Here is a 20,464-nt window from a genome sequence, read left to right on the forward strand (position 1 = left end):
TAGGCGCTGGGACAAGAGGAGACTGCAAGTGTCGATCGGCAGGAGCGAGGAAGTATGAAACGATTTGCTTCCTTCGCGGTCTAATTCTACTCGATCGCTGCGTTCTCTATCCCGGTTCCCACCGCGATCTTCTTTGGTTGGCTGCCACTCCATTTATGATTGACGAGTGATAGGTGTTCAGGTGTCCATCTTCTCTTAGAGCGGCGCTCCGGCTCGTATTTGCAATATAAACCCCTTTGGGAGGCAGCGAGTGAAATTTCGCGTGATCGACGGTTTCGGAGCCGTCAGCAAACCGCCCCATGAGACCCTCGTCCTACTAAGGCGCAACTCGTGGGACGACTTCACGTTCAAAACTTCCTTCGAAGCGGAATTGCTGCGCCCGGTCGGCGACCCAGTCGACCTTGGACTTGTCAAGATCCTCAGAGCTGGACAGCGGACGGGCCCGACAACGTTCGAAGCCAATGAATTCGAAGCGCTGGGCAGCGATTACTGCTCGCTCGGCCAAGACATCGAATTCTACGAGAAGCTGACTGCTCTTGCTGAAGAAGAGCGAGTCGTCTTCCTGCGATCGATCCGAGATGCCGCGACGGATAAGGAGATAGCCGCAACATTTGAAGGCGAAGAAGGCTGGAATAAGTCGCTACTCCGATTCGGACAGGCCGAGCACACTCTTGCTTCCGCAAGCTCGCTCTTCGATGGAACGGAACCCTCCGAAGGAATAATGTTCTTTACTCATCGAAGCCGTGAGCTCGATGCAGAGATCCGTTTCGACTTTGATGACTCAGACGTGCTTCCCGGACGTTGTAAGGTTTTGATCGGCTACAACGGCGTTGGCAAGACGCGGTTACTCGCCGACCTAGCGAGGGCAACAAGTAAGGTAGGACAATCTCCGGAGAATCATGGAGGAAGTGAAAGTCTGTTCAGCGCTGTCCTGGCGGTCTCGTATAGCGCGTTCGATACCTTTGAACTGCCTCCATCGGCTGGCCATACGTTCAACGGAGGCGGCGACGCTGATCACCAGCCCGTAACAACGTATTTTGGATACACCTATTGTGGACTCCGCCGCCTAGAAAATGGCCAAGCTAGTTCCCAACTGAAATCGATTCACGAGCTGACTATCGAGCTTTCAGACGCTTTCCGCCTAGCCTGCAGCCGCGATGCAAGCGCACTTAATCAAGCACTCAGAGACCTCGAACTGGACCCTTCATTCGGACGATCAGGCTTGAGCTTATCAAAATGGGTTACCGTCGGTGAGTTACCTGACGAAGAATTGGGGATGCTCAGCGCCGGACAGAAGATTGTGATCAACATCATCGTTCAGCTGGGCGCACATCTTCGTAATCGCTCTCTAGTTCTAATCGACGAGCCAGAAACACATTTGCATCCTTCCCTTTTAGCAGCCCTCCTGCGGGGAACTCAAAAACTTCTAGACGGCTTCGATTCATTCGCGATTATCGCCACTCACAGTCCAGTCGTCCTTCAAGAGGTGCCTGCCAAAGATGTGCAGGTGATTGAGAGGTTCGGCAGTACCATTCGCGCTGTTGACCCTCAGCTTGAAACGTTCGGAGCCGGGCTCGGCGAACTTACGCATGAGGCGTTCGGACTCGACAACTCTGTGTCTGACTACCGTACTGTGATTCGCGAACTCGCACAGAAGTTGAGCCATGATGAGCTCGAGCAACTGTTTCCCCTAGGGCTCAGCAGTCAGGCCCGAGCTCTAGCTCTGCGCGCCAGAGGTGCTTCGCGAACGAGATGAGGACTCTTACACCGCCTGTGATCGACGAACGCGACCTTTATGACCGCCTACGAGCACGCCGGAACCGCGATATTGCGACCGTGCTCGTAAATGTCAGGCAGGCTGTATTTGGAGCCTACATCCAGTACAAGCTCGGGGAACTTTGCAGCCTGGCGACTGTCATCGACGATGACGATACAGCCCAGAAAGTCCGGTCGAATTACGAGGTTTTGAGATCAGGCGCGCTCGTTGATGATGGTGCAAAAATCTTGGCGCGTAGCAGGATTTGCTGTCTGTGTGGTCTCCGCCCCACGAGCGAGCTCGATCATTATCTTCCTAAGCAGCTATTCCCCGAATTTGCTGCTCTCACAGTCAACTTGGTTCCCGTCTGCGGCGTCTGCAACAAGCGAAAGGACCAGCTGTACAAGACTGACTTGGGGGATCCTGCATTCATCCACGCCTACCTCGATCAGCTTCCAGGATCAGAGCCCTTCCTGCGGGCAACCTTGGAAGTTGGCGACGGCATTATTCCTTCATTCGAGATCGTGCAAGCGTCCGGGCTACCGGACAAAACCTTTCGAGTTCTCGTCTCACACTTCGCCCATTTCCAGTTGGGTACGGTCTATTCGGAAGAGGCAGTTGAGCTGCTCTATGAGAAGAGCGTTGCTATTGCGGACTTCTATTCTGAGGGTGGACCTACCGGCGTGGAAAAGTACCTGCGACTTGAAGCGCTGAGCACTGCCCGGCACTTCGGTCTTAATCACTGGAAACCGGCCACGCTCACTGCGGCCGCCGAGTCCGCGGACTTCTGCGGAGGTGGTTTCCGGCTTCTGATCTCGACATCCGACCGCAGCCATTGATGCCGCGGAAGTTTGAACGACGCAGGTTTGCCTAGCAAGCAACTAGTCAATCAGGTCTAACCCGGAGTCGATGACGTCCAATTAAGAGCGTGCTCACATTCGAGGGGGCCCACGAGGGGCACAACCTGATCCTGGACAACAAGATCACGGTGACGGCTGCCCTTCCGGTGAATCATCGTGGAGCCAGCCGCCGCTGGCCATTTACGTGCCGGGTTACCTAATGAAAACTCGAAGCGGTTCCTCCCTCTCGGCGACTAGGCACCCCTTGTGCTGGACGCATCTGGCGATATCGACCGGGGATGAGCGGAGTTCGTGCCCTTTGGAAGACGGACGGTGAAGCTGGTGCTACCCGGTTCACTGTGCACAGTGATCTGCCCTTGGTGAGCACGAACGATTGCGTCGACTATAGACAATCCCAACCCTGACGTCGCGTGCCCGCCGGTTCGTGCTTTGTCGGCACGGGTGAAGCGGGAGAAGACGTGGTCGAGGAATTCGGGCGGAATGCCGGGGCCATCGTCGGTCACCGTGAGCCTGATCTGATCGTTCTCCATGGTCACGCTTGTCACGACAGTGGTTCCAGGACTGGTGTGCTTGTGCGCGTTGGAGAGGAGGTTGATGAGGACTTGGCGCAGGTGATTTGCATTTCCGCGGATGACGACGGGCTCCTCGGGGAGATGCACGCTCCACTGTTGCTCAGGAGCGGTAATCCGGATGTCACTTACGGCCTCGATGATGAGTTCCGTTATGTCGACGTCCTCATCGACCGCGGAGTGGCCCTCATCGAGCCAGGCGAGGAGGAGCAGATCTTCAACGAGGGTGGTCATTCTTTGAGTCTCGGATTCAACCCTCCGCAGTGAAGCGTCGCCTTTTGGCCCAAGGTGTTCTGTCATTCGAATCAGCTCGGAGTGGCCTCGGATCGCAGCCAAAGGTGTGCGCAACTCATGGCTGGCATCTGCCACAAACTGACGGACTTGCGTTTCGCTGCGCTGTCGAGCGTTGAGGGCACTGGCAACGTGATCGAGCATTTTATTGAAGGCGTGTCCCATGTTGCCCACTTCGGTTTGAGGGGAACCTGAGGTAACACGTGCAGCCAATACAACTTCCCCCACATCGAGGGGTAATTCGGCGACGTTGGTTGCTACTTTCGACAGGTTATCCAAGGGGCGAAGAGTTCGGCGGATGACGAATGCCGCTGAGAGTCCGGTGACAATAAGCCCTGCTAGGGAAATGCCGGCCATTGCGCTTGCCAGTGAATTCAAGGTGGCGTCTCTATCAGCTGTAGGCAGTCCTGTTATGAGGATGTCCCCTTCCGTGTCATCCACAGCGATCAGGCGGTACCGGCCTACGGACAGTAAGCGCTCCGCGGGCTCGCTGCTTTCGGGCAGACTGTTGATTATTGGGATGTCTGCAGGCGGTAGATCCTCGTGTTCCTCATCGATGGAGTACAGCGCGGAAAAATAGACTTCACCATCGGATCGGTAGGCGCTGAGCGTGCCTGCGCCTTGATTGGGCAGAGCGTCCCTTTCCACCTGTGATGTCCGCCGGGGTATGGGGTCTCCAAACCTGATCGTTCGGTTCGAGGCCTCGTGCAGTTCGCGGTCAAGTTGTTGGGTGAGGATTACATTCACCGCGGCGTAGCCAAGAATGCCCAACGCACTGCATATCGCGGTGAGTAGGAGCAGGGTCAACACCGACAACTTAGTCCGCAGTTTCCACGAGGAAACCTTCCAGCGGGAGGGAGAGTTCCCCTTTTGTGCAGCCCCTAAGGGCTCAGCCGCCGGAGTCTCCATGACTTTCCTTTGCTGGCTTGAGTACGTATCCGGCGCCGCGCACGGTATGAATCATGGGTTCGCGGCCCATATCGATCTTCTTCCGCAGGTAAGAGATGTTCAGTTCGACGACGTTCAGTTGGCCGTCAAAGCCGTGGTCCCAGACATGGTCCATGATCTGGCTCTTGCTCAGGACGTGCCGGGAGTTCTCCATGAGGAAACGGAGTAGGTTGAACTGGGTTGCTGTTAGCTGAATGTCCTGGCCGGCACGGTTGACTTCACGCGTATCCAGATTCATGGATAGGTCACCAACTACCAGCCTGACGTTGTCAGCGGCGGTGATCCCTGAGCGTTGAACCAGCCTGTGTAAGCGCAGGACGACTTCCTCCAGGCTGAAGGGTTTCGTGACGTAATCGTCGCCTCCTGCAGTGAGGCCGGTGATTCGGTCCTCCACGCGCCCCTTCGCGGTCAGGAAAAGCGCGGCAATGTTGGGATCGTGGTCCCGAATCTTGCGTAGGACTTCAACACCGTCCAGCCCAGGAAGCATCACGTCCAGCACCAGAACATCCGGGCGGAACCGCTGGGCAAGTTGAACAGCAGAAAGGCCGTCCGCTGCCACCGTAACGTCCCATCCCGACAGTCTGAGTACCGAGCTCATCACCTCAGAGAGCGCAGGCTCATCATCGACCACCAAAGCTCGCACCCGAGACCCATCGAAGCGCCGCAATAGTGGCAAGTGCGCCATCATCGAGCCCCACGTGTCCGAGGTCATGGATGCATTCTCCCTCTTGCGAAAAATGGTTCAAGGGTTCCCTAGCAACTAGTCGGCAGCGGGGTGAAGGCCCGGTCAATATGTTGGCGGTTGTTAACGGCAAACTCACAGGACTCCTATAACTCAGGCATAGCGCAGCCTGCTGGACTAGTAGCGGTTGACGGCTAGGCAGTATGAGTAGAGGAGAATTAGATGCGGTTCTCTGGCGCTGTGAAAAGGACCCGGATGCTCGGGGTCGATGCAGCACGCGGTGTCGCCTTGGTCGGGCTAATGATCATCCATATTCTCTCGGGCACAAATGACGACGACGGCCCGACTGTTTTGTGGACAATATTCGCCGGCCATTCGGCCGCCTTGTTCGCCCTGTTGGCGGGAGTGTCGCTCGCTTTTATCTCCGGAGGCCAGCACCCGGTGAAAGGCCCTGCGCTTAGGGCCACTCGATGGTCGGTCGCGGTCCGTGCCGGTCTCATCACAGCCCTGGGGCTCTCGATCGCTTACATCGATACGCCGCCGTCGATCATTCTGGCCTACTACGGCGTGATGTTTATGCTGGCGATCCCGTTGCTTCGACTCTCCGCCAAATCACTGGCTTTCCTTGCCGCGGGCCTGGCGGTGGTGGGCCCGCTCGCTGTGCAGGCTCTGCGGGACTTCTTGCCGGAACCTGGTTCCGATCCTACTTTCACAACACTTTTCACCGAACCCGATGTGCTCTTCAGTCAACTGCTCTTGACCGGTGAGTATCCTGCTCTGCCGTACATGGCTTACCTCTGCGCCGGGCTGGCCCTCGGTCGACTGGACCTCAGCTCCCGCATGGTACAGATCCGCGTGGCGTTGACCGGCCTGATTCTGACGATCGCCAGCTGGCTGTTTTCGGTCGTTCTCCTGGGTCCGCTCGGAGGGATGAGCCGTTTGCTGGAGTCGTCACCCGAAATGAGCGCCGACATCATCGACGAGATGCTGATCTGGGGGCCTGAAGAGTATCTGCCAACCACTTCATTGTGGTGGCACGCCGTCGTTGCGCCCTACTCGACCACAATCCTGGAAATGGTGAACACCACCGGCACATCCATCGCCGCACTAGGGTTGATACTGCTCCTCGCCCGCCTCACCACGGAGCCGCTGATGCCGCTGGTCGCTATGGGCAGCATGACGTTGACCCTCTACTCGGCACACCTCATCATCCTCGCAACCGGCTTCTTGGAAGACCAATCCGACGCTTCCCTCATCGTCCAGATCGCTGTCGCCGCCCTCTTCGCTTCTCTGTGGCGAAGAATCCACGATCACGGGCCGCTGGAGAGCCTCATCGCAACTGCAACAAGACGCACCCGCACTCGCCTGTCAGGGAAGTCTTCGATAGCCGGCTGAAGCACACTGTCTCGCCCGGCGAGATCGCGACCACGGCCCTGCTTCAACGGGCAGGTCTTCCCCTCAATCGTCTGCCGGGGAGGCAACCGCGAACGCCCACGTCGCGTAGGCAAGCGCTCCCGCCATGTCGGCCAGCAGATCCAGGTCCACGTTGTCGATGGTGTCGCAGTTCCGGTGATAGCACGGGTCGTGGGCAGACCCCGCTTCCCCGCCGAACGCCTCGACTTCTGCAGGTGTCTTGACCCCGACGTCGCCGGAGAACAGGCCGCCTACGGGAATGCCCTCTTCCTCGAAGGCGGCGTAATCGGAACCGCCGTCGAAGAATGTGGGTTCAACGTCCTGACCCACGGCCGAAAAGTACTCGAGGAAGACCCTCTCAATCTGGGCCGAACCCTCGGGGAGATCGTCGCCGAAGTCCGACCCATCGCCGTCGTGCACAAACCGCCCACCGTTCGGGGAAGCCGCCATGTCCACGTTCAGGTTCAGTGCCGTCTGGTCCCTCTCGCTGCCGGACAGCTCATCGACGTAGTGATCGGACCCTTCAAGACCTTGCTCCTCCGCCCCCCAGAACGCGAACCGGACGCGGTTGGCCGGGGGTGTGTCCGAGGCAGCAATCCACCGGGCAACCTCAAGCATCGCCGCGATGCCGCTACCGTTGTCGTTGATCCCGGGGCCCTCGTCCACCGAGTCGAGGTGGCCGCCCACGACAATCGTGTGCTTCTCGTTGCCTCCGGTGTCGGCCAGGATGTTGAAGGACTGGACCTCCTCGTCGTCGCGTCCCTTCCGGAAGGTGAAGGGCTGCCGGACGGGCTCGTACCCCGCCTCGCGGAGAACTTCCTCGACGTACTGTGCGGATTCTTCGTACCCTGAGGTGCCGGCCGCGCGGTTCCCGTCGTTGGCATCGGCAATGTCCTGCAGCGCCTGCAGGTGTGCCTCATAGTCCTGGTCGGCCAGTTCCTGTTTAATCGTGCTCGCGTCCAGCGCCTGGTCGGGAGACAGCGGAAACGCCGGCGAGCAAGCGGCTATCCCGAACACCACCATGGCCCATGTGGCCATGACCGCCCAGAGGCGAAGCGCTCGCATGGACTCAACTTAGACCGGCGAGGCTGCGCGCGGAAGACTACAAAAGCCCTGTATCTACTTCCGTCTGGCCAATCGGCTCAGGGCTCGACGCGGGAAGCCTCCCTGTGTCCGGCAGCAACAAGGACCCTCTCCGCCAGCGCCGATTCGATGCTCTCCATAAGCAGGTAGGCGACTGCCGCGGCGAACGGCGCGAGGCTCCAGAGCCAATTGCCGTCCAACCGAAGGGTGAGCAGGAGAGCCACGCCCATCCCGGCCAGCACTGAGAACAGATTCATGCTGGTGCCCAGGGCTTGGGTGATGGTCGAGTGCTGAGGCATGGACCGCGTAAACCCCTTGGAGAGAAGCCCTTCCAGCACGGTGAAGGACAGGACTGAGCCCGTCGCGTAAAGGAAGATTTCGGGCACGTTCGGAGCGCCCGCTGTGGCTTGGAGGAGCCCGAAGGTGACCGTGACCAGGATGGAGAAACCGAAAGTGGTGCTCTCCCTGCCTGTAGTGCTGCGGAGCGCACGAAGAACGGTCGGCGTCTTCCGCTCATCCTCGTTGGAACTGGTGTTTCCGGCCATGGCTTCCTTACCCGCAGCAGTGCCCGGCTGCCCGATGGCAGCAGATAGTGATCCGACTGTAGGCCGCGTTTCCAGTCGGATTCCAGAGCACGGTTCTGTTCAGGCCGGCTCCGGCAGGGTGTCGAACAGACTCGTCCTGCCGGAGCCAACGCTCATGAACCGGAGCTAGACCAGCGTCCCCGACTTCGCGAACAGACGCTCCGACGCAAGCTGCGCACCTCGTCCAAGGGACTCCAGCTTCGCGGCCGCGATTTGCGGGTGGATCCTGCCGCCCAGACCGCAGTCGGTGGAGGCGATGACATTCTCGCGACCGACCAGCGAGGCAAACCGCTCGATGCGCTGGGCCACCAGCTCGGGGTGCTCGACGACGTTGGTCGCGTGGGAAACGACGCCGGGAACCAACACCTTGCCCGCCGGGAGCCTCGTGTCCTGCCACAGCGCCCACTCGTGTTCGTGGCGGGCATTCGCAGCCTCGAACGAGTACGAGCCTGCGTTGATACCCAGCACGATGTCCACGATGTCCTTGAACTCGATGTCCGTGGTGTGCGGTCCATGCCAGGATCCCCAGCAGATGTGCAGGCGGACCTGCTCCTCAGGCAGATCGCGAATGGCGTAATTCAGCGCCTCTGCCCGGATTTGGGTGAACTTCTGGTAGTCCTCGACGCTGGGCTCAGGGTTGATCTGGTCCCAGTTCTCGGCGATCGACGGATCGTCAATCTGCACGGTCAGGCCCGCCTCGACGATCGCCTTGTACTCCTCACGCAGCACGTCAGCCCACGCGTAGATGAACTCTTCCTCAGTGGCGTAGTACTCGTTGCCGATTCGGCTGGCAGATCCCGGCGACAGCGCCGTGATGAAGCCGGTGGACAGACCCGCAGCGTTCAGGCCCGCCTTCAGGTTCGCGATGTCGCTGGCGAGCGCATCCTGCCCCGTGTAGGAGATCGGCCCGGTAGCGGACGGGAACGCCGTCGCATTCTTGCCGATCTGGATCCCGCTGTCCGGATCCTGGTAGGCATCTGCAAATCGGGTCCAGTCACGACGGTCAGCAAACGATGTCAGCCGAACCGCACCCGGCTCGCTGCGCACGGGCTCAGCGAGGATCGGGTTGAAGTCCGTCAGTTCCAGGCCCGCGGTGCGCTGGAAGCTGTAGGTCCACCAGGCTCCGTAGTCCACCGGGTTGGACATTGCCTTGCCGTACTCTCCGTCGCCGGGGATGGTGATGCCCAGGTCCTTCTGGCGCTGCACCAGGTCGGTGACGGCGGCGGTGAGCAGGCCCTCGAACTCGGGCGTCCGCTCCAGGGTGAAGCCATCCTCGGCGAAGCTCCGCGCAGCGTTGGCCTGAATCAGTTCAGGCGTACGCGGCAACGAGCCGGCATGGGTGGTGTGGATGCGGTCAAGTGTCATGAAAGCTATTCCGTTTCTTCGTTCGTACCGTTGTTGCTGGTGGCGGATTTCTTTACGCTTCCTTCGCCGCCCGGAAGCCGTTCTCGAGGTCGGCCAGGATGTCATCAATGTGCTCCAGGCCCACCGACAGCCGGACCAGTCCCGGCCGTACGCCGGCCACGGCCTGCTGCTCGGCTGAGAGCTGGCTATGCGTGGTCGACGCCGGATGGATCACCAGCGAGCGCACGTCGCCGATGTTCGCCACGTGGGAGTGCAGTTCCAGCGCGTCCACGAAGCGCTTGCCCGCCTCGGCACCACCGGCCAGATCAAAGGCGACGATGGCGCCGGTCCCCTTGGGACCGTACTTGCGTCCGCGCTCGTACCACGGGCTTGAGGGCAGCCCCGCGTAAGCGACGGCGACGACGTCGTCCCTGTCCTCCAGCCAGCGCGCCACCTTCTCCGCGTTCTCAACGTGACGCTCCACGCGCAGGCTCAGGGTCTCGAGGCCCTGGGCGATCAGGAAGGCGTTGAACGGCGAGACCGCCGAGCCGAGGTCGCGCAGGAGCTGGACCCGCGCCTTGAGGATGTAGGACAGGTTCGCGCCGAGTGCGCCGCCCTCGCCCAGGTCACGGGCGTAGACCAGGCCGTTGTAGGTGGGGTCCGGCGTGTTGAAGCCGGGGAAGCGCTCAGGATCGGCGCCGAAGTCGAACTTCCCGGAATCGACAATGACTCCGGCGATCGCCGCGCCGTGGCCGCCCAGGTACTTCGTGGCCGAGTGCACCACGATGTCGGCGCCCCACTCAAGCGGGCGGATGAGGTACGGCGTCGAAAGGGTGTTGTCGACGATCAGGGGGACGCCGGCGTCGTGCGCGGTGCGGGAGACGCCCTCAATGTCCAGCACGTCCTGGCGCGGGTTGGAAACGGCCTCGGCGAAGAAGAGCTTGGTGTTGGGCTGTACGGCGTCGCGCCACTGGTCGAGGTTGTCGGGATCCTCGACGAAGGTGACGGAGATGCCGAACTTCTTCAGCGTGTGCGCGAAGAGGTTGTACGTGCCGCCGTAGAGGCTGGGGCTGGCGACGATGTGGTCACCGGACTCGGCGATGTTCAGGATCGCGAAGGTTTCAGCCGCCTGCCCCGAGCTGAGCAGCAGGGCAGCCAGGCCGCCCTCCAGGCTGGCGATCCGCTGCTCGACCGCGTCCTGGGTCGGGTTGCCGATGCGGGTGTAGATCGGCGCGATCTCGGCGAGCGCGAAGCGGTTCGCGGCGCTCTCGGCGGTCGGGAAGACGAACGACGTGGTCTGGTAGATGGGCAGGGCGCGTGCGCCGGTGGCGGCGTCGGGCTCCTGGCCTACGTGGATCTGACGGGTTTCAAAGGACCAACCGTTGGACATTGAAGTCTCCTGGAATCAGGGCCCGGCATGCTCGAAGCACCACGGGCCGCGCTTGCCACCCGACACTTCGCCGGACGGCCAGGTCTTCACCCGGGGCACCCCGCCGCGGTTGGAGGGTTGCCGGCCAGCAAGCCGGGGCTATCTGCTGGCACTCATGACCTGAGCCCAGTGTAAGCAGACGGAGTTCCATGGGCGTCAAGATGACGCGATGTGTAACTGTGGAGCGTGAGCGAAATCCGCATCGGCACCTCCGGCTGGAGCTACGACCACTGGAACGGCGTCTGCTACCCGCATGGCACTCCCCCGGCGCGGCGGCTCGATTCCTACGTGGCCCGCTTCGACACGGTGGAGCTCAACGCCAGCTTCTACCGCTGGCCGCGGGATACGACGTTCGCCGGGTGGCGCCGTCGTCTTCCCCATGATTTTGCCCTGTCGGTGAAGGCACCCCGCGGGCTGACCCACGCGAAGAAGCTGTACGCGCCGGAGGTGTGGATCGAGCGGATCGCCCGCTGCTGGCACGAGCTGGGCGACCGCCGCGCCGTCCTGCTCGTCCAGCTTCCGCCGGGGACGGAGCGCGACGACGCCCGCCTGGACTACTTCCTGTCCCAGCTGCCCTGGTGGATCCGGGTGGCGGTCGAATTCCGCCATCCCAGCTGGCACGACGACGCCGTGTACGCGCTGCTCGAACGGCACCAGGCCGCCTACACCGTCATGAGCGGAGCTGGTCTCCCCTGCGTTCTGCGGGCGACCGCGCCATTTGTGTACGCGCGGCTGCATGGCCCGGATCATGGGCACCTGTATGCCGGCTCGTACTCGGACGCGGACCTGGGCTGGTGGGCGGACCGGATCCGGGAATGGCATGGCTCCGGCAAGGACGTGTACGTCTACTTCAATAACGACGGCGGCGGGAACGCTGTGCGGAACGCCGCGACTCTGCGGTCATCAGTGAACCGCTGAGTCCTTTACGCCTAACTCACGCGGTGCCACAATCCTCTCGTGGCTGAGAAAATCTCGACCGCAAGGCCGCGGCTCGTGAGACCTACTGCGGTGGCGATCGGCCTACTGGTCGCCATCGTCCTGGTGTCCGCGGCGGTTCGGATCGCCGTCGACTGGCCGAACATCCTCGCGGGCACCGAGCCCACCGAGAACGACTTCGCTAGGCGGTACGTCGCCCACCCCTGGCTGGCATACGTTCACATAGCACCGGGACTCGTCTACCTGCTGGGCGCACCGCTGCAGCTGTCGCGGCGGTTCCGCACCCGGCACTACAACTTTCATCGGCGGCTCGGTCGGGTCCTGCTTACCTGCGCGCTGATCTCCGGACTCTTCGCGCTCTTCTTCGGCGTGCCGTATGCCTGGGCGGGAGCGCCTGAAGCGGTCGCGACGGTCGTGTTCGGCTGCTGGTTCCTTGTGTGCCTCGTGCTCGCGTTCCGGGCCATCCGGGGTGATGACGTACGGCAACACCGGCGCTGGATGATTCGCGCATTCGCCGTCGCCATCGGTATCGGAACCATCAGGATCTGGGTGGGTATCTTCGAGGGTGTGGAGCAGGCAACCTCCGGCGGGACATCGCCGGGCGAACCTGACCCGACGATGTTCGGCATAGCGTTCTGGCTAGCGTTCACTATGCACGTCGCCGTCGGGGAATGGTGGCTGCGCCGTACACCCGCCCTCACCGGATGACGGTGTCGGGGGCCAAACAGAACGAGGAGCGCGATGCCGCCAGAAGATTCTCCAGTACCTACCGAGTACCCGCAGGCGATCGGACGCACCGCACGCCGAGCACTCGCGCTGAGTGGGTACACGACGTTTGAGCACCTGACTCAGGTGACGACGAAGGAGCTGCTCGCCATCCACGGGGTGGGGCCGAAGGCGATCCGCCTCCTTGAAGGGGAGCTTCAGGCTAGGGGTTCAGGATTTCTGGAAGCACCGTAGCGAGGGCAGTCAGCTTCCGCTGCTTTTAGATGCGAGACCGACGCCGACCCACCACTCAAGCTCTTCGTCGCCTTCCAGCCGGGCGCTTGGCACGGTGAGCCAGCCCGGGCCCATCAGCCGGTCCTTGCTCATGTAGGCGGGCTCGCCTCCTCGCTTGAGGAGGTCGTCGTAGTCTGCAGGATCGGTGCGCACCAGCAGGCTCCCGTCCTTGCCGGCCGCGACCGCCAACCGGCCATCCACCATGAAGGACAGGACACCGAACATGCTTTTCTCCCGCACGTCCTGCTGGGAGCTCAATATGCCGCGGACCCTCTGGGCGAGCGCCTCACGAAGAGGGCTCTGGGCGGCGCTCAAGCATTCGCCTTGGGCAGGATGATCCACAGGATGATGTAGACGAGCTCGCCCACTCCCACCAGCCCAAAGATGATGAAGCCCAGCCGGACGAGCCACTTGGGCAATCCGAACCCTGCGGCCAGCGCCGCACAGACTCCAGCGAGGACTTTGCCGTTACGGGGACGTGTCAGTGTGCCGGCCATGCTCGGCACTCTACGCTTCTTGCTGATTGGGCGAAACACTGACTAGTGGAGAACGAGGCTCTAAGCGAAGGAACGGCGCACTGTGCTCGGAATTTGGCACTGCGCTTCTTCGACCCGGGAAGGAAGTCTCACTCTTCCAACGGTGGATTAACGCTGTAGTAGAAATAGAGACTGTCATCAAACGGTCCATCCGTCTGTTGAAACTCGCTTCCGTAGCGATGGTATTTCGAATCCGCAACCAAGATGAGACGAAGCGCGCAATCTTCCCGGATGTCCTTCTCAGAAAAAGTGTACGCAAACTCCAGGTCTTCCCCATCACCCACTTTCTGGGTCCAAATTCCATCAGTGTCGCGTAGCGATCTGCCTGTAGACGGGCTAGACACATACCAGGTAACACCCTTTCCGCGCGCACTCACGGCACGTGCCTTCAGAACCACACGCTGGCCCACATCGACACGTACGAATGACTCCACGTATGGCTGCACCTTCCACTGGGCGCCTTCCTGGCCAAAGGAATCACGCGCTGACTCGATCAAGGGGTAGTAATGTCCGGACAAATCCGCGCTTCCTAGAAAAAGTGATACCTGATTGGCGAGTTGTCCTGCGATACCCAAGATGAGATGTTCTTCGAAGGGCAGGAGCGAACGGTTGTGAGCGATCGTGTTCCGAATTGCGTTCACGATTCTGAAGAACTCACGGATCCTCCCGAAATCAAGGAAGATTGGTTTGAAATGTTGCCAGTTCTTTTCGACGAAGTCGGTGAGCTCATAGGTCATGGTGTAGTCGAGGAGGTCGTTGGACACAACCGCCCCCTTGCACTTAGCGACCTCTGTTGCCTGCCTTTCGGCCAGAGTCTCTTGGCTTGGAGCGCCAGCCTTTCCCACCCAATCGGACGAGAAGGTGAAGCGAATTGCGTTGCGAAGAACTATCTCCACTACATTCAATGCGCTTGAGGGGTCCACGGTTCCACCCTAATACGCGGGCGACCTAATTAGTCACAAAGTAGATAGGTCCAGATTTGAAGCAAGTTATCTCGGGAGCGGCAGAGCATATCTCGCAGAACTGGACGCCCCATTTGATCCGCAGATCGACAAAATGCCTTTCCTCGCCCTTCTGATGTGCCTAGGGCTGCGTTGATCACTGCAGTGTCTCTCAACAGCGCCCGGGAGGTACCTTTTTCCTCGTCCGTGCCCATAACAACGACCCACGCCGCCCGTCGTCCGGGCGATCCTCCTCACGAAGGTGGCTTTGAATGATGAAAATCGTCGCTGTCCCGTACGACTCTCCAGAAGTGGCTGCCCTTATCGAAGGCCTGCAGTCCGAGTACGTCCGCATCTACGGCTCACGCGATGAAACCCCCGTCGACGCCGCCGAATTCACGCCACCCCGCGGCACCATCGCGGTGGGCTATGTCGACGACGAACCCGTCGCCATCGGCGGCTGGCGCCTCCGCGACGACGGGCAGGCCGAGCTCAAGCGGATGTACGTCGTCGAGGTTCACCGCGGCTACGGCAGATCGCGCGCGATGCTCAGCTGGCTGGAGGAATCAGCAGCGGCAGCCGGCGTCCGGACCATGGTCCTCGAGACGAACCAGCAGCAACCCGCGGCTCTGGCGCTATACCGGTCGGCCGCATATCAACCTGTGCCCGGCTTCGGCATCTATACGGACGATCCGGACTCGGTCTACCTCGGACGCGACCTACGCCCCCAGGTACCGGCCCGGGCGATGGTTCAAAGCGAGGATGAGGTTCAGCAGGACCACTCCGACCGCTGACACCAGCGCATTCAGCGGAGGGACAACAAGCATGGATCCCAGCACGACGGCGGCATCCAGGCACATCAGCACGTACCCCGCGCGCAGGCCAAACCGCTCCTGCAGGATGAGCGCGGCGATGTTGAAGCCACCCAGACTCGAGTTGTGGCGGAACAGGATGAGCACGCCCACCCCGCACAGCGCATTGCCGGCAAGCACCGCGTACCAGGTGTTCATTGCGGGCAGGTCGACGACGGCCGGATGCAGATAGGAGAAGGCCGAAACCAGGAGGATGGCCAGCCCGCTTCTGAATGCGAAGCTCCACCCCTTCCCGCGGATCGCAAGCAGAAAGAACGGCAGGTTGATGGCCAGGAACAGCACGCCGAACGGAACCGGGATGCCGTAGTTGAGGAGGAGTGCCAGACCCGCCGTTCCGCCTGTCACGGCCGAGGAGCTGTTGAGAAGGAAGAGTCCGAGGGAAACGATAAAGGTGCCAACCAGCAACCCGAGGACATCTTCGAGCTTGCTGTGCCTGACCGGCGTGGCCACTGGGGCACTACTTGTTTGGATGGAACCGCTCCCTATCAAAATGCGCGAAAGTACCATCCAATTTTATCGACGCCGGGATGTGCTCCTCGTGGGAATCCTTGAGATCTTCCCTACACGCAGCCCCTCTGCAGCCTCCTAGCCAACGCCCCTGCCGTTGTCCAGGATCATGCGTAGTCGAGGATCATGGCATTCGTCCGCTGAATCCAGTCCCTGTGGGACCACATCGGATGATGCGGCGCCGCGTTGGACCCCAAAACCATCCCCCACACGCCGTGCTCCAGGGCGGTGCGAATGCCGTGCTCGGCCAACTCCCTCCCGATCGGGCCCTCCTCGAAGGTGCCGTTCAGCGGCGTGTAGCCGATCCACCCCTCACCGATCACTGCCGGAAGCTGCTGCCAGCGAGCCCAGCCGGCAACCGCGATGACCCTGGACTCGATCTCCCGACGCATAACCTCCCGATAGGCGCCGTATTCGTTGTACAGCCAGGTGTCCCAGGCGTCGGGGTCTACCCAGTCGTACCCGTACACCATCTGGTCCGTGACCACCGTGGCTTCGTACTTCCATTCGGCGGGCCGTCCGTATTCGGCAGGAGTGGGAGCGTCTTGCATCAGCAGGGCCTGCAGTTCGGCATTCGGGAAGCCCGCACTCCTTTCGGACCGGATATCGATCCGCTTCTGCAGCGCGTCCAGCACACCGTAGCTGTAGATATGGAACTGCGCGGCGCCGAGCACGTCCGGCAGCTCATGCATGGTCAGGTGCGGAGGCTTCCCGAAGCTGGCTGTGACCAGCAGGTCCGTATGCTGTTCCTGCAGGCGCACGACCGCCTCGCTGCCGCCGTCGTGCAGTGCCGGAAGGATCGAAAAGTCCACCTCATTGTGTAGCTCCACCAGCGCAATCCGTTCCCGGTGGCCGGCCTCGGTCACTGCACCGATGAGCCGGTCCCAAGCGGCCGTCAGCACCGCATACCGGTCCTCCAGCGGCACCCGGTCGATAGCCCGGAACCACTCCTCGGACCGCGCGAACGCGGGACTCTGCTGGTACTCCCAGCTTGCCAGCACGACGACGAGACCGTGCCGCGCCGCCGACTCGAACAGCTCCAGGAGACGGTCCTGCAGGTTCACGGTGTAGCCGCCGGGGGTGTCATACCAGCGGGTGCGCTGCCCGTAGAACCCTCCGCCGGGAGCGGCGCCGAGGCCCTCAATCTCCAGCGACCGCGAGAGCCCGCCCAAACCCAAGTCCCCGAAAAGCAGCAGCGGCGCCGCACAGATGCGGATCGCGTTGAAGCCGAGCGCCGCGGTCTCGGCGCAGGCGGCGTCGAGGTCGGCATAGGGTCCGCCCTCCTCGGCCCGGGTGTACCAGGAAAAGTCCCAGAGGCAGACGGTCAACCGGTCCGGCAGGTGCTCGGGCATAGGGCCGGTCAGACCGGAATTGGTGGAGTCGATGGTCCCTGACCCGAGGTAGCGCTCGTTCATCGTGCAATTCCTTCCCTGATGCGCAGGGTGCGCCCCTGCTCGGCGAGCGCCCTCAGCCGACCGGCCAGAAGCACCTGTTCAGCCTCAGGCTGCCGGGTGAAGAGCAGCAATTCTGGCAGCGACGTAGCGAAGTAGTCCACGCGGGGGCCCACGCTTTCCAGCTCGGCAGCCCGAGCCTCCAACTCAGCCCACACCTGGGATGCCGTCTGCTCCTCCCCCAACCAGAGGTGGGCAACACCTCTCCAGTAGTCCTGCTCATCAACCGCACGTCCGACGGCGAGGGCACCGTTTTGTGCGCACGCCTTCTTGAGTGCGTCCCGGGCTTCAGCGTCCTTCCCGATCGCTTCGAGTGCTTCGCTGAGGAGCACGTAGCGCTCGGCGAGGCTGTCGGCCGGGTGCCGTCCCTCGGAGAGGTTGAGCGGAGCCTCGATACCCGCGGTGAGCAGGTCTGCGGCTGCGAAAGGATCAGTCACGATGAGTGCGCGCGCAACGGCGATCGATGCGAGGTCGTAGGCGGCGAGCGCCTCGCCCTCCCCGCCTTCGAACGGCTGAAACGTGCGCTCCTGCATGATCGCCAGCGCCTTCACGGAGCGTCCGGCGTCGACCAGCAGGTTCACATAGTGCAGGGCGAGATCATCGCGGATCAGGACCGCCGGACCGTACTGTTCGATGGCGGCCAGGCGGGCTTCCAGTGGCTCGTTCGCGAGTGCGGCCAGAAGGGCGCGCTCGAAAACCAGTCGCGGGTCGCCTGGCCGGAGCGTCAGGGCGTGGTCGAAGAAGCGCTGGGCCTCCGTGATCGATCCATGTCCATTGACCTCTGCGATGGCTGCGTTGCGCCAGGCGACGGCGTCGGTGGATCCGAGGTGCCGTGCACGCTCAAGTGAGCGGCCCGCCTCATCGATGCGCCCCGCGTCAAGAAGCCAGGAACCCAGGAGAGCGTGCGCCACCGGGTCCAGGAGTTCCGCGGCGACGGCTGTAGTCAACGCATCGTAGTCGTCGAGACCGGAGGGAAAGGCATACGTGGTGTCACTAGCGCGCGCTTCTTCCCGTTCGGACGATGCCTTGCCGCTTTCCCCCGCGGATTCGAGCCAGTGAGCCCGGAGGTAGTGCCGCAGCGGCTCCTGATTCCCGAAGGTGTTCAGCGTCGAGGCGAGCGGTCGAGCGGTGAGTTCCAATGCGGTGACGGAATCGCCCATGCGCCAGAGCTCGCATGCCGTCGTGAGGACCGTTCGCGGGTCACATGGGGCGAGACTGCCGGCGAGCGCCTGCGCCACGGGGTCCAGCCTGTCATCCGCGAGGCATCGTTCGAGGAGGTGCGTGGCCTCCGCCATCCTGCCGAGCTGCCGCAGCGCAACAATCATCACGTGCCGCGGTCCCGGGCTGAGCACGTCCTGGGCCTCGGCGCTGCGTGCCGATTCCAGTGCCTCCAGCGGCCTGCCGGCGCGGAGCGAAACTCGCGCTGCCCCCAACCGTGCCGAATGCACCCAAGTCTTGTCCCAAGCGGCTTTGCGGAACAGAATTCGGGCTTCACTCAGGTGCCCCTCGCGCTCTGCAAGCAGTGCGAGCCTGTAATGAGCCTCTCCCGTCGGTGGGTTGAGATTCCGTCGGGTTAACCGCGCGAGCGCGCGCTCGTAAAGGTCACGGGCTTCGGTGTATTCGCCGCGGCGGTGGTGCCAGTCCCCTAGGGCAAGGCACGCGCGGTAGTCGTTGGGGTCGCGGTCGAGCACTTCCTGAAAATAAGGGACAGCCGAACGGGTGGGGTGCCGGTACTGCTGCAGGTGGGTGCCGGTGACGTACAGCTCGTCGCTTGACGGTATGTCCGCCGGCTGCGGTGGCTCAGTTGCCACCCACGGTTCGGTCGCGTCTGCCGAGGAGGCGGGGACCGTCCAGGAAATCAGTTCTCTCCCCTGATGCAGCACCCGCAACGTCAGGCCCGGCCCGCCGTCGTCAATCAGCGCATCAGAGGTGAAGGGTGCGCCGGGGGCGAGCTCGGCAGCGGTCTCCCACAACACGACTCCCTCCCTCTCGAGGACGATCCGCGCGCCGTCGAGCACCTTCGCGCTTGCCACGCCGACCGTTGCCTGCGGGTTGCCGGTCTCGGATGAAAGGGAGACAGCGAGATCACGGGTTGCCTGATGCGCCGGCCCGATGGCGTGGATGGGGTACCAGTACTGACTGAAGGTGCGGGTCTCGCCGGGGGCCAGGTAGCTGAAGTCCGGCTGGTTGTCGGTGAAGACGCCGGCCATGAGTTCGACGTAGGGGCCGTCCGTGTCCGTCAGAAGGCGATCCCAGGCTCGGCCGATAGCACCGTTGCCCCAGGTCCACTGCTTCTTGCCGGGGGCGATCGAGCGGTCGGCCCAGTGGATGAAGCCGGCCTGGGCGCGGTGGTCGTACCCGCCGAAGAAGTCATCGCGGGTATCCGTGATCATGTACGAGGTGGGAACGGGGATGTTGCTGTAAAAGTCGATGCGGTCAGCGTCCGGATTTGCTTCGCTCGCCAGGGCGGGATAGTCGACGCCGTAGTACGGCCGGTCCGCTCGTGGGAAGGCCGTGATCGCCCGGCGCGCGTGATCGGCGACGTAGTTCACGTCGGTGGGGAAGAACGATTGGTAGTCCTCGTGCACGCGGGCTGCGACGTTCGCCCACCAGAGGAAGGTCTGCGGCAGGTCGGTGCGGTTATAGAGGCGAACCGCCACCTCGATCACTGAGCCGTCCGGGCTGAGGCGGATGCCGTGGCTCCCCCTCATGCGCTGGAGGGGGTCAAGGTCGCTTTGCCACACGGTCACGGTCCCGTCGTCGGAACGTTCGACGGCGGTCTCCACCGGCAGGTAGGTGCCCGGCCGGTGGTGCTGGGGCCAGTTGAATTCAACTCCGCCCGAGATCCAGGGACCGGCCAGGCCCACCAGCGCGGGTTTGATGACGTTGTTGCGGTAGAAAAAGTCGTAGTCGCTGGTCTTGTCATAGCCGATGTGGATGCGTCCGCCCAGCTCGGGCAGGATCATCAACCGGATCCACTGGTTCTCGAGATGGACGGCCTGCCACAGACGCGGTCGCTTCGTCGTGGAGATCCGGTCGGTGAAGGGAATGGGATAGACCCGTCCGCTTGAGCCCTGATACACCCGGCGGTCCAGGAACAGCGGGTACTCGTCCGGCTCCTCCGGCTCGTAGGTATCAATGGTTACGGGTTCGCTCCAGCAGGCAACACCGCCGTCGTCAAGCAGTGCCTGCTGGTCGGCGGGTGCAGGAGGAAGAGAGATTGAACTCTTGGCGTCATTGGCGTGGGTCACAACACCAACTCT

Annotated in this window: 19 protein-coding genes and 1 riboswitch; of the genes, 7 read left to right on the top strand and 12 right to left on the bottom strand. The window is 62.1% G+C overall.

Features of this window, described 5'->3' with window-relative positions; all coding sequences use genetic code 11:
- Positions 1–250: 250 nt before the first annotated feature.
- A complete protein-coding gene (locus tag GC088_RS13525; protein ID WP_323959511.1) occupies positions 251–1,756 on the top strand; it encodes an AAA family ATPase in 1,506 nt (501 codons plus the stop codon).
- Between the two features lie 17 nt (positions 1,757–1,773).
- Positions 1,774–2,595 (top strand): HNH endonuclease, encoded by an 822-nt coding sequence (locus GC088_RS13530; RefSeq protein WP_323959512.1) that lies wholly within the window; start codon positions 1,774–1,776, stop codon positions 2,593–2,595.
- 254 nt (positions 2,596–2,849) lie between these two features.
- On the opposite strand, the gene GC088_RS13535 is transcribed toward GC088_RS13530, so the two are convergent.
- Both GC088_RS13535 and GC088_RS13540 read right to left on the bottom strand, forming a co-directional pair.
- The gene (locus GC088_RS13535) at positions 2,850–4,385 is read right to left on the bottom strand and encodes a sensor histidine kinase (RefSeq protein WP_323959513.1); all 1,536 of its coding nucleotides are present in this window, start codon (positions 4,383–4,385) and stop codon (positions 2,850–2,852) included.
- The gene (locus tag GC088_RS13540) at positions 4,366–5,136 is read right to left on the bottom strand and encodes a response regulator transcription factor (RefSeq protein ID WP_323959514.1); all 771 of its coding nucleotides are present in this window, start codon (positions 5,134–5,136) and stop codon (positions 4,366–4,368) included. The genes GC088_RS13535 and GC088_RS13540 overlap by 20 nt, the downstream gene beginning before the upstream one ends.
- A 225-nt stretch (positions 5,137–5,361) precedes the next feature.
- Between GC088_RS13540 and GC088_RS13545 the strand changes: the two genes are divergently transcribed.
- A complete protein-coding gene (locus tag GC088_RS13545) occupies positions 5,362–6,501 on the top strand; it encodes a heparan-alpha-glucosaminide N-acetyltransferase domain-containing protein (protein ID WP_323959515.1) in 1,140 nt (379 codons plus the stop codon).
- A 63-nt stretch (positions 6,502–6,564) separates the two neighbouring features.
- On the opposite strand, the gene GC088_RS13550 is transcribed toward GC088_RS13545, so the two are convergent.
- The 4 genes from GC088_RS13550 to GC088_RS13565 all read right to left on the bottom strand — a co-directional run bounded on the left by GC088_RS13550 (position 6,565) and on the right by GC088_RS13565 (position 10,920).
- Positions 6,565–7,584 (bottom strand): M20/M25/M40 family metallo-hydrolase, encoded by a 1,020-nt coding sequence (locus GC088_RS13550; RefSeq protein ID WP_323959516.1) that lies wholly within the window; start codon positions 7,582–7,584, stop codon positions 6,565–6,567.
- Between the two features lie 77 nt (positions 7,585–7,661).
- Complete coding sequence (locus GC088_RS13555) at positions 7,662–8,147, bottom strand: hypothetical protein (RefSeq protein ID WP_323959517.1); 486 nt, start codon at positions 8,145–8,147, stop codon at positions 7,662–7,664.
- 165 nt (positions 8,148–8,312) lie between these two features.
- Positions 8,313–9,551, bottom strand: coding sequence for a cobalamin-independent methionine synthase II family protein (locus GC088_RS13560; RefSeq protein ID WP_323959518.1), 1,239 nt, complete (start codon positions 9,549–9,551; stop codon positions 8,313–8,315).
- A gap of 52 nt (positions 9,552–9,603) precedes the next feature.
- Positions 9,604–10,920 (bottom strand): bifunctional o-acetylhomoserine/o-acetylserine sulfhydrylase, encoded by a 1,317-nt coding sequence (locus tag GC088_RS13565; RefSeq protein ID WP_323959519.1) that lies wholly within the window; start codon positions 10,918–10,920, stop codon positions 9,604–9,606.
- A 43-nt stretch (positions 10,921–10,963) separates the two neighbouring features.
- A riboswitch (SAM riboswitch) is annotated at positions 10,964–11,080 on the bottom strand.
- A gap of 65 nt (positions 11,081–11,145) precedes the next feature.
- On the opposite strand from GC088_RS13565, the gene GC088_RS13570 reads away from it, so the two are divergent.
- The 3 genes from GC088_RS13570 to GC088_RS13580 are packed head-to-tail and all read left to right on the top strand — an operon-like array spanning position 11,146 to position 12,855.
- Positions 11,146–11,877, top strand: a complete 732-nt coding sequence (locus tag GC088_RS13570) for a DUF72 domain-containing protein (protein WP_323959520.1) — start codon at positions 11,146–11,148, stop codon at positions 11,875–11,877.
- A gap of 39 nt (positions 11,878–11,916) precedes the next feature.
- Entirely contained in the window at positions 11,917–12,603 is a 687-nt protein-coding gene (locus GC088_RS13575; protein ID WP_323959522.1) for a DUF2306 domain-containing protein, read from the top strand.
- Between the two features lie 33 nt (positions 12,604–12,636).
- Positions 12,637–12,855 (top strand): helix-hairpin-helix domain-containing protein, encoded by a 219-nt coding sequence (locus GC088_RS13580; RefSeq protein WP_323959523.1) that lies wholly within the window; start codon positions 12,637–12,639, stop codon positions 12,853–12,855.
- 9 nt (positions 12,856–12,864) lie between these two features.
- Here GC088_RS13580 and GC088_RS13585 read toward each other — a convergent pair whose 3' ends face one another.
- The 3 genes from GC088_RS13585 to GC088_RS13595 form a co-directional block, all read right to left on the bottom strand.
- The gene (locus tag GC088_RS13585) at positions 12,865–13,209 is read right to left on the bottom strand and encodes a TfoX/Sxy family protein (RefSeq protein ID WP_323959524.1); all 345 of its coding nucleotides are present in this window, start codon (positions 13,207–13,209) and stop codon (positions 12,865–12,867) included.
- Positions 13,206–13,391, bottom strand: a complete 186-nt coding sequence (locus GC088_RS13590; RefSeq protein ID WP_323959525.1) for a PspC domain-containing protein — start codon at positions 13,389–13,391, stop codon at positions 13,206–13,208. The genes GC088_RS13585 and GC088_RS13590 overlap by 4 nt, the downstream gene beginning before the upstream one ends.
- A gap of 128 nt (positions 13,392–13,519) precedes the next feature.
- Positions 13,520–14,353: a hypothetical protein gene (locus tag GC088_RS13595; protein ID WP_323959526.1), complete on the bottom strand. Its 834-nt coding sequence runs from the start codon at positions 14,351–14,353 to the stop codon at positions 13,520–13,522.
- A 290-nt stretch (positions 14,354–14,643) separates the two neighbouring features.
- Between GC088_RS13595 and GC088_RS13600 the strand changes: the two genes are divergently transcribed.
- Positions 14,644–15,165, top strand: coding sequence for a GNAT family N-acetyltransferase (locus GC088_RS13600; protein ID WP_323959527.1), 522 nt, complete (start codon positions 14,644–14,646; stop codon positions 15,163–15,165).
- On the opposite strand, the gene GC088_RS13605 is transcribed toward GC088_RS13600, so the two are convergent.
- The 3 genes from GC088_RS13605 to GC088_RS13615 form a co-directional block, all read right to left on the bottom strand.
- Complete coding sequence (locus tag GC088_RS13605) at positions 15,091–15,750, bottom strand: YitT family protein (protein WP_416377469.1); 660 nt, start codon at positions 15,748–15,750, stop codon at positions 15,091–15,093. The genes GC088_RS13600 and GC088_RS13605 overlap by 75 nt on opposite strands.
- 107 nt (positions 15,751–15,857) lie before the next feature.
- Positions 15,858–17,165, bottom strand: a complete 1,308-nt coding sequence (locus GC088_RS13610) for a cellulase-like family protein (RefSeq protein ID WP_323959529.1) — start codon at positions 17,163–17,165, stop codon at positions 15,858–15,860.
- Positions 17,162–20,452: a DUF5107 domain-containing protein gene (locus GC088_RS13615; RefSeq protein WP_323959530.1), complete on the bottom strand. Its 3,291-nt coding sequence runs from the start codon at positions 20,450–20,452 to the stop codon at positions 17,162–17,164. Before GC088_RS13615 ends, GC088_RS13610 begins: the two co-directional genes overlap by 4 nt.
- Between the last annotated feature and the right edge of the window lie 12 nt (positions 20,453–20,464).

Origin of the sequence: Arthrobacter sp. JZ12, from assembly GCF_035189165.1 — a bacterium.
Lineage (GTDB): Bacteria > Actinomycetota > Actinomycetes > Actinomycetales > Micrococcaceae > Arthrobacter_D.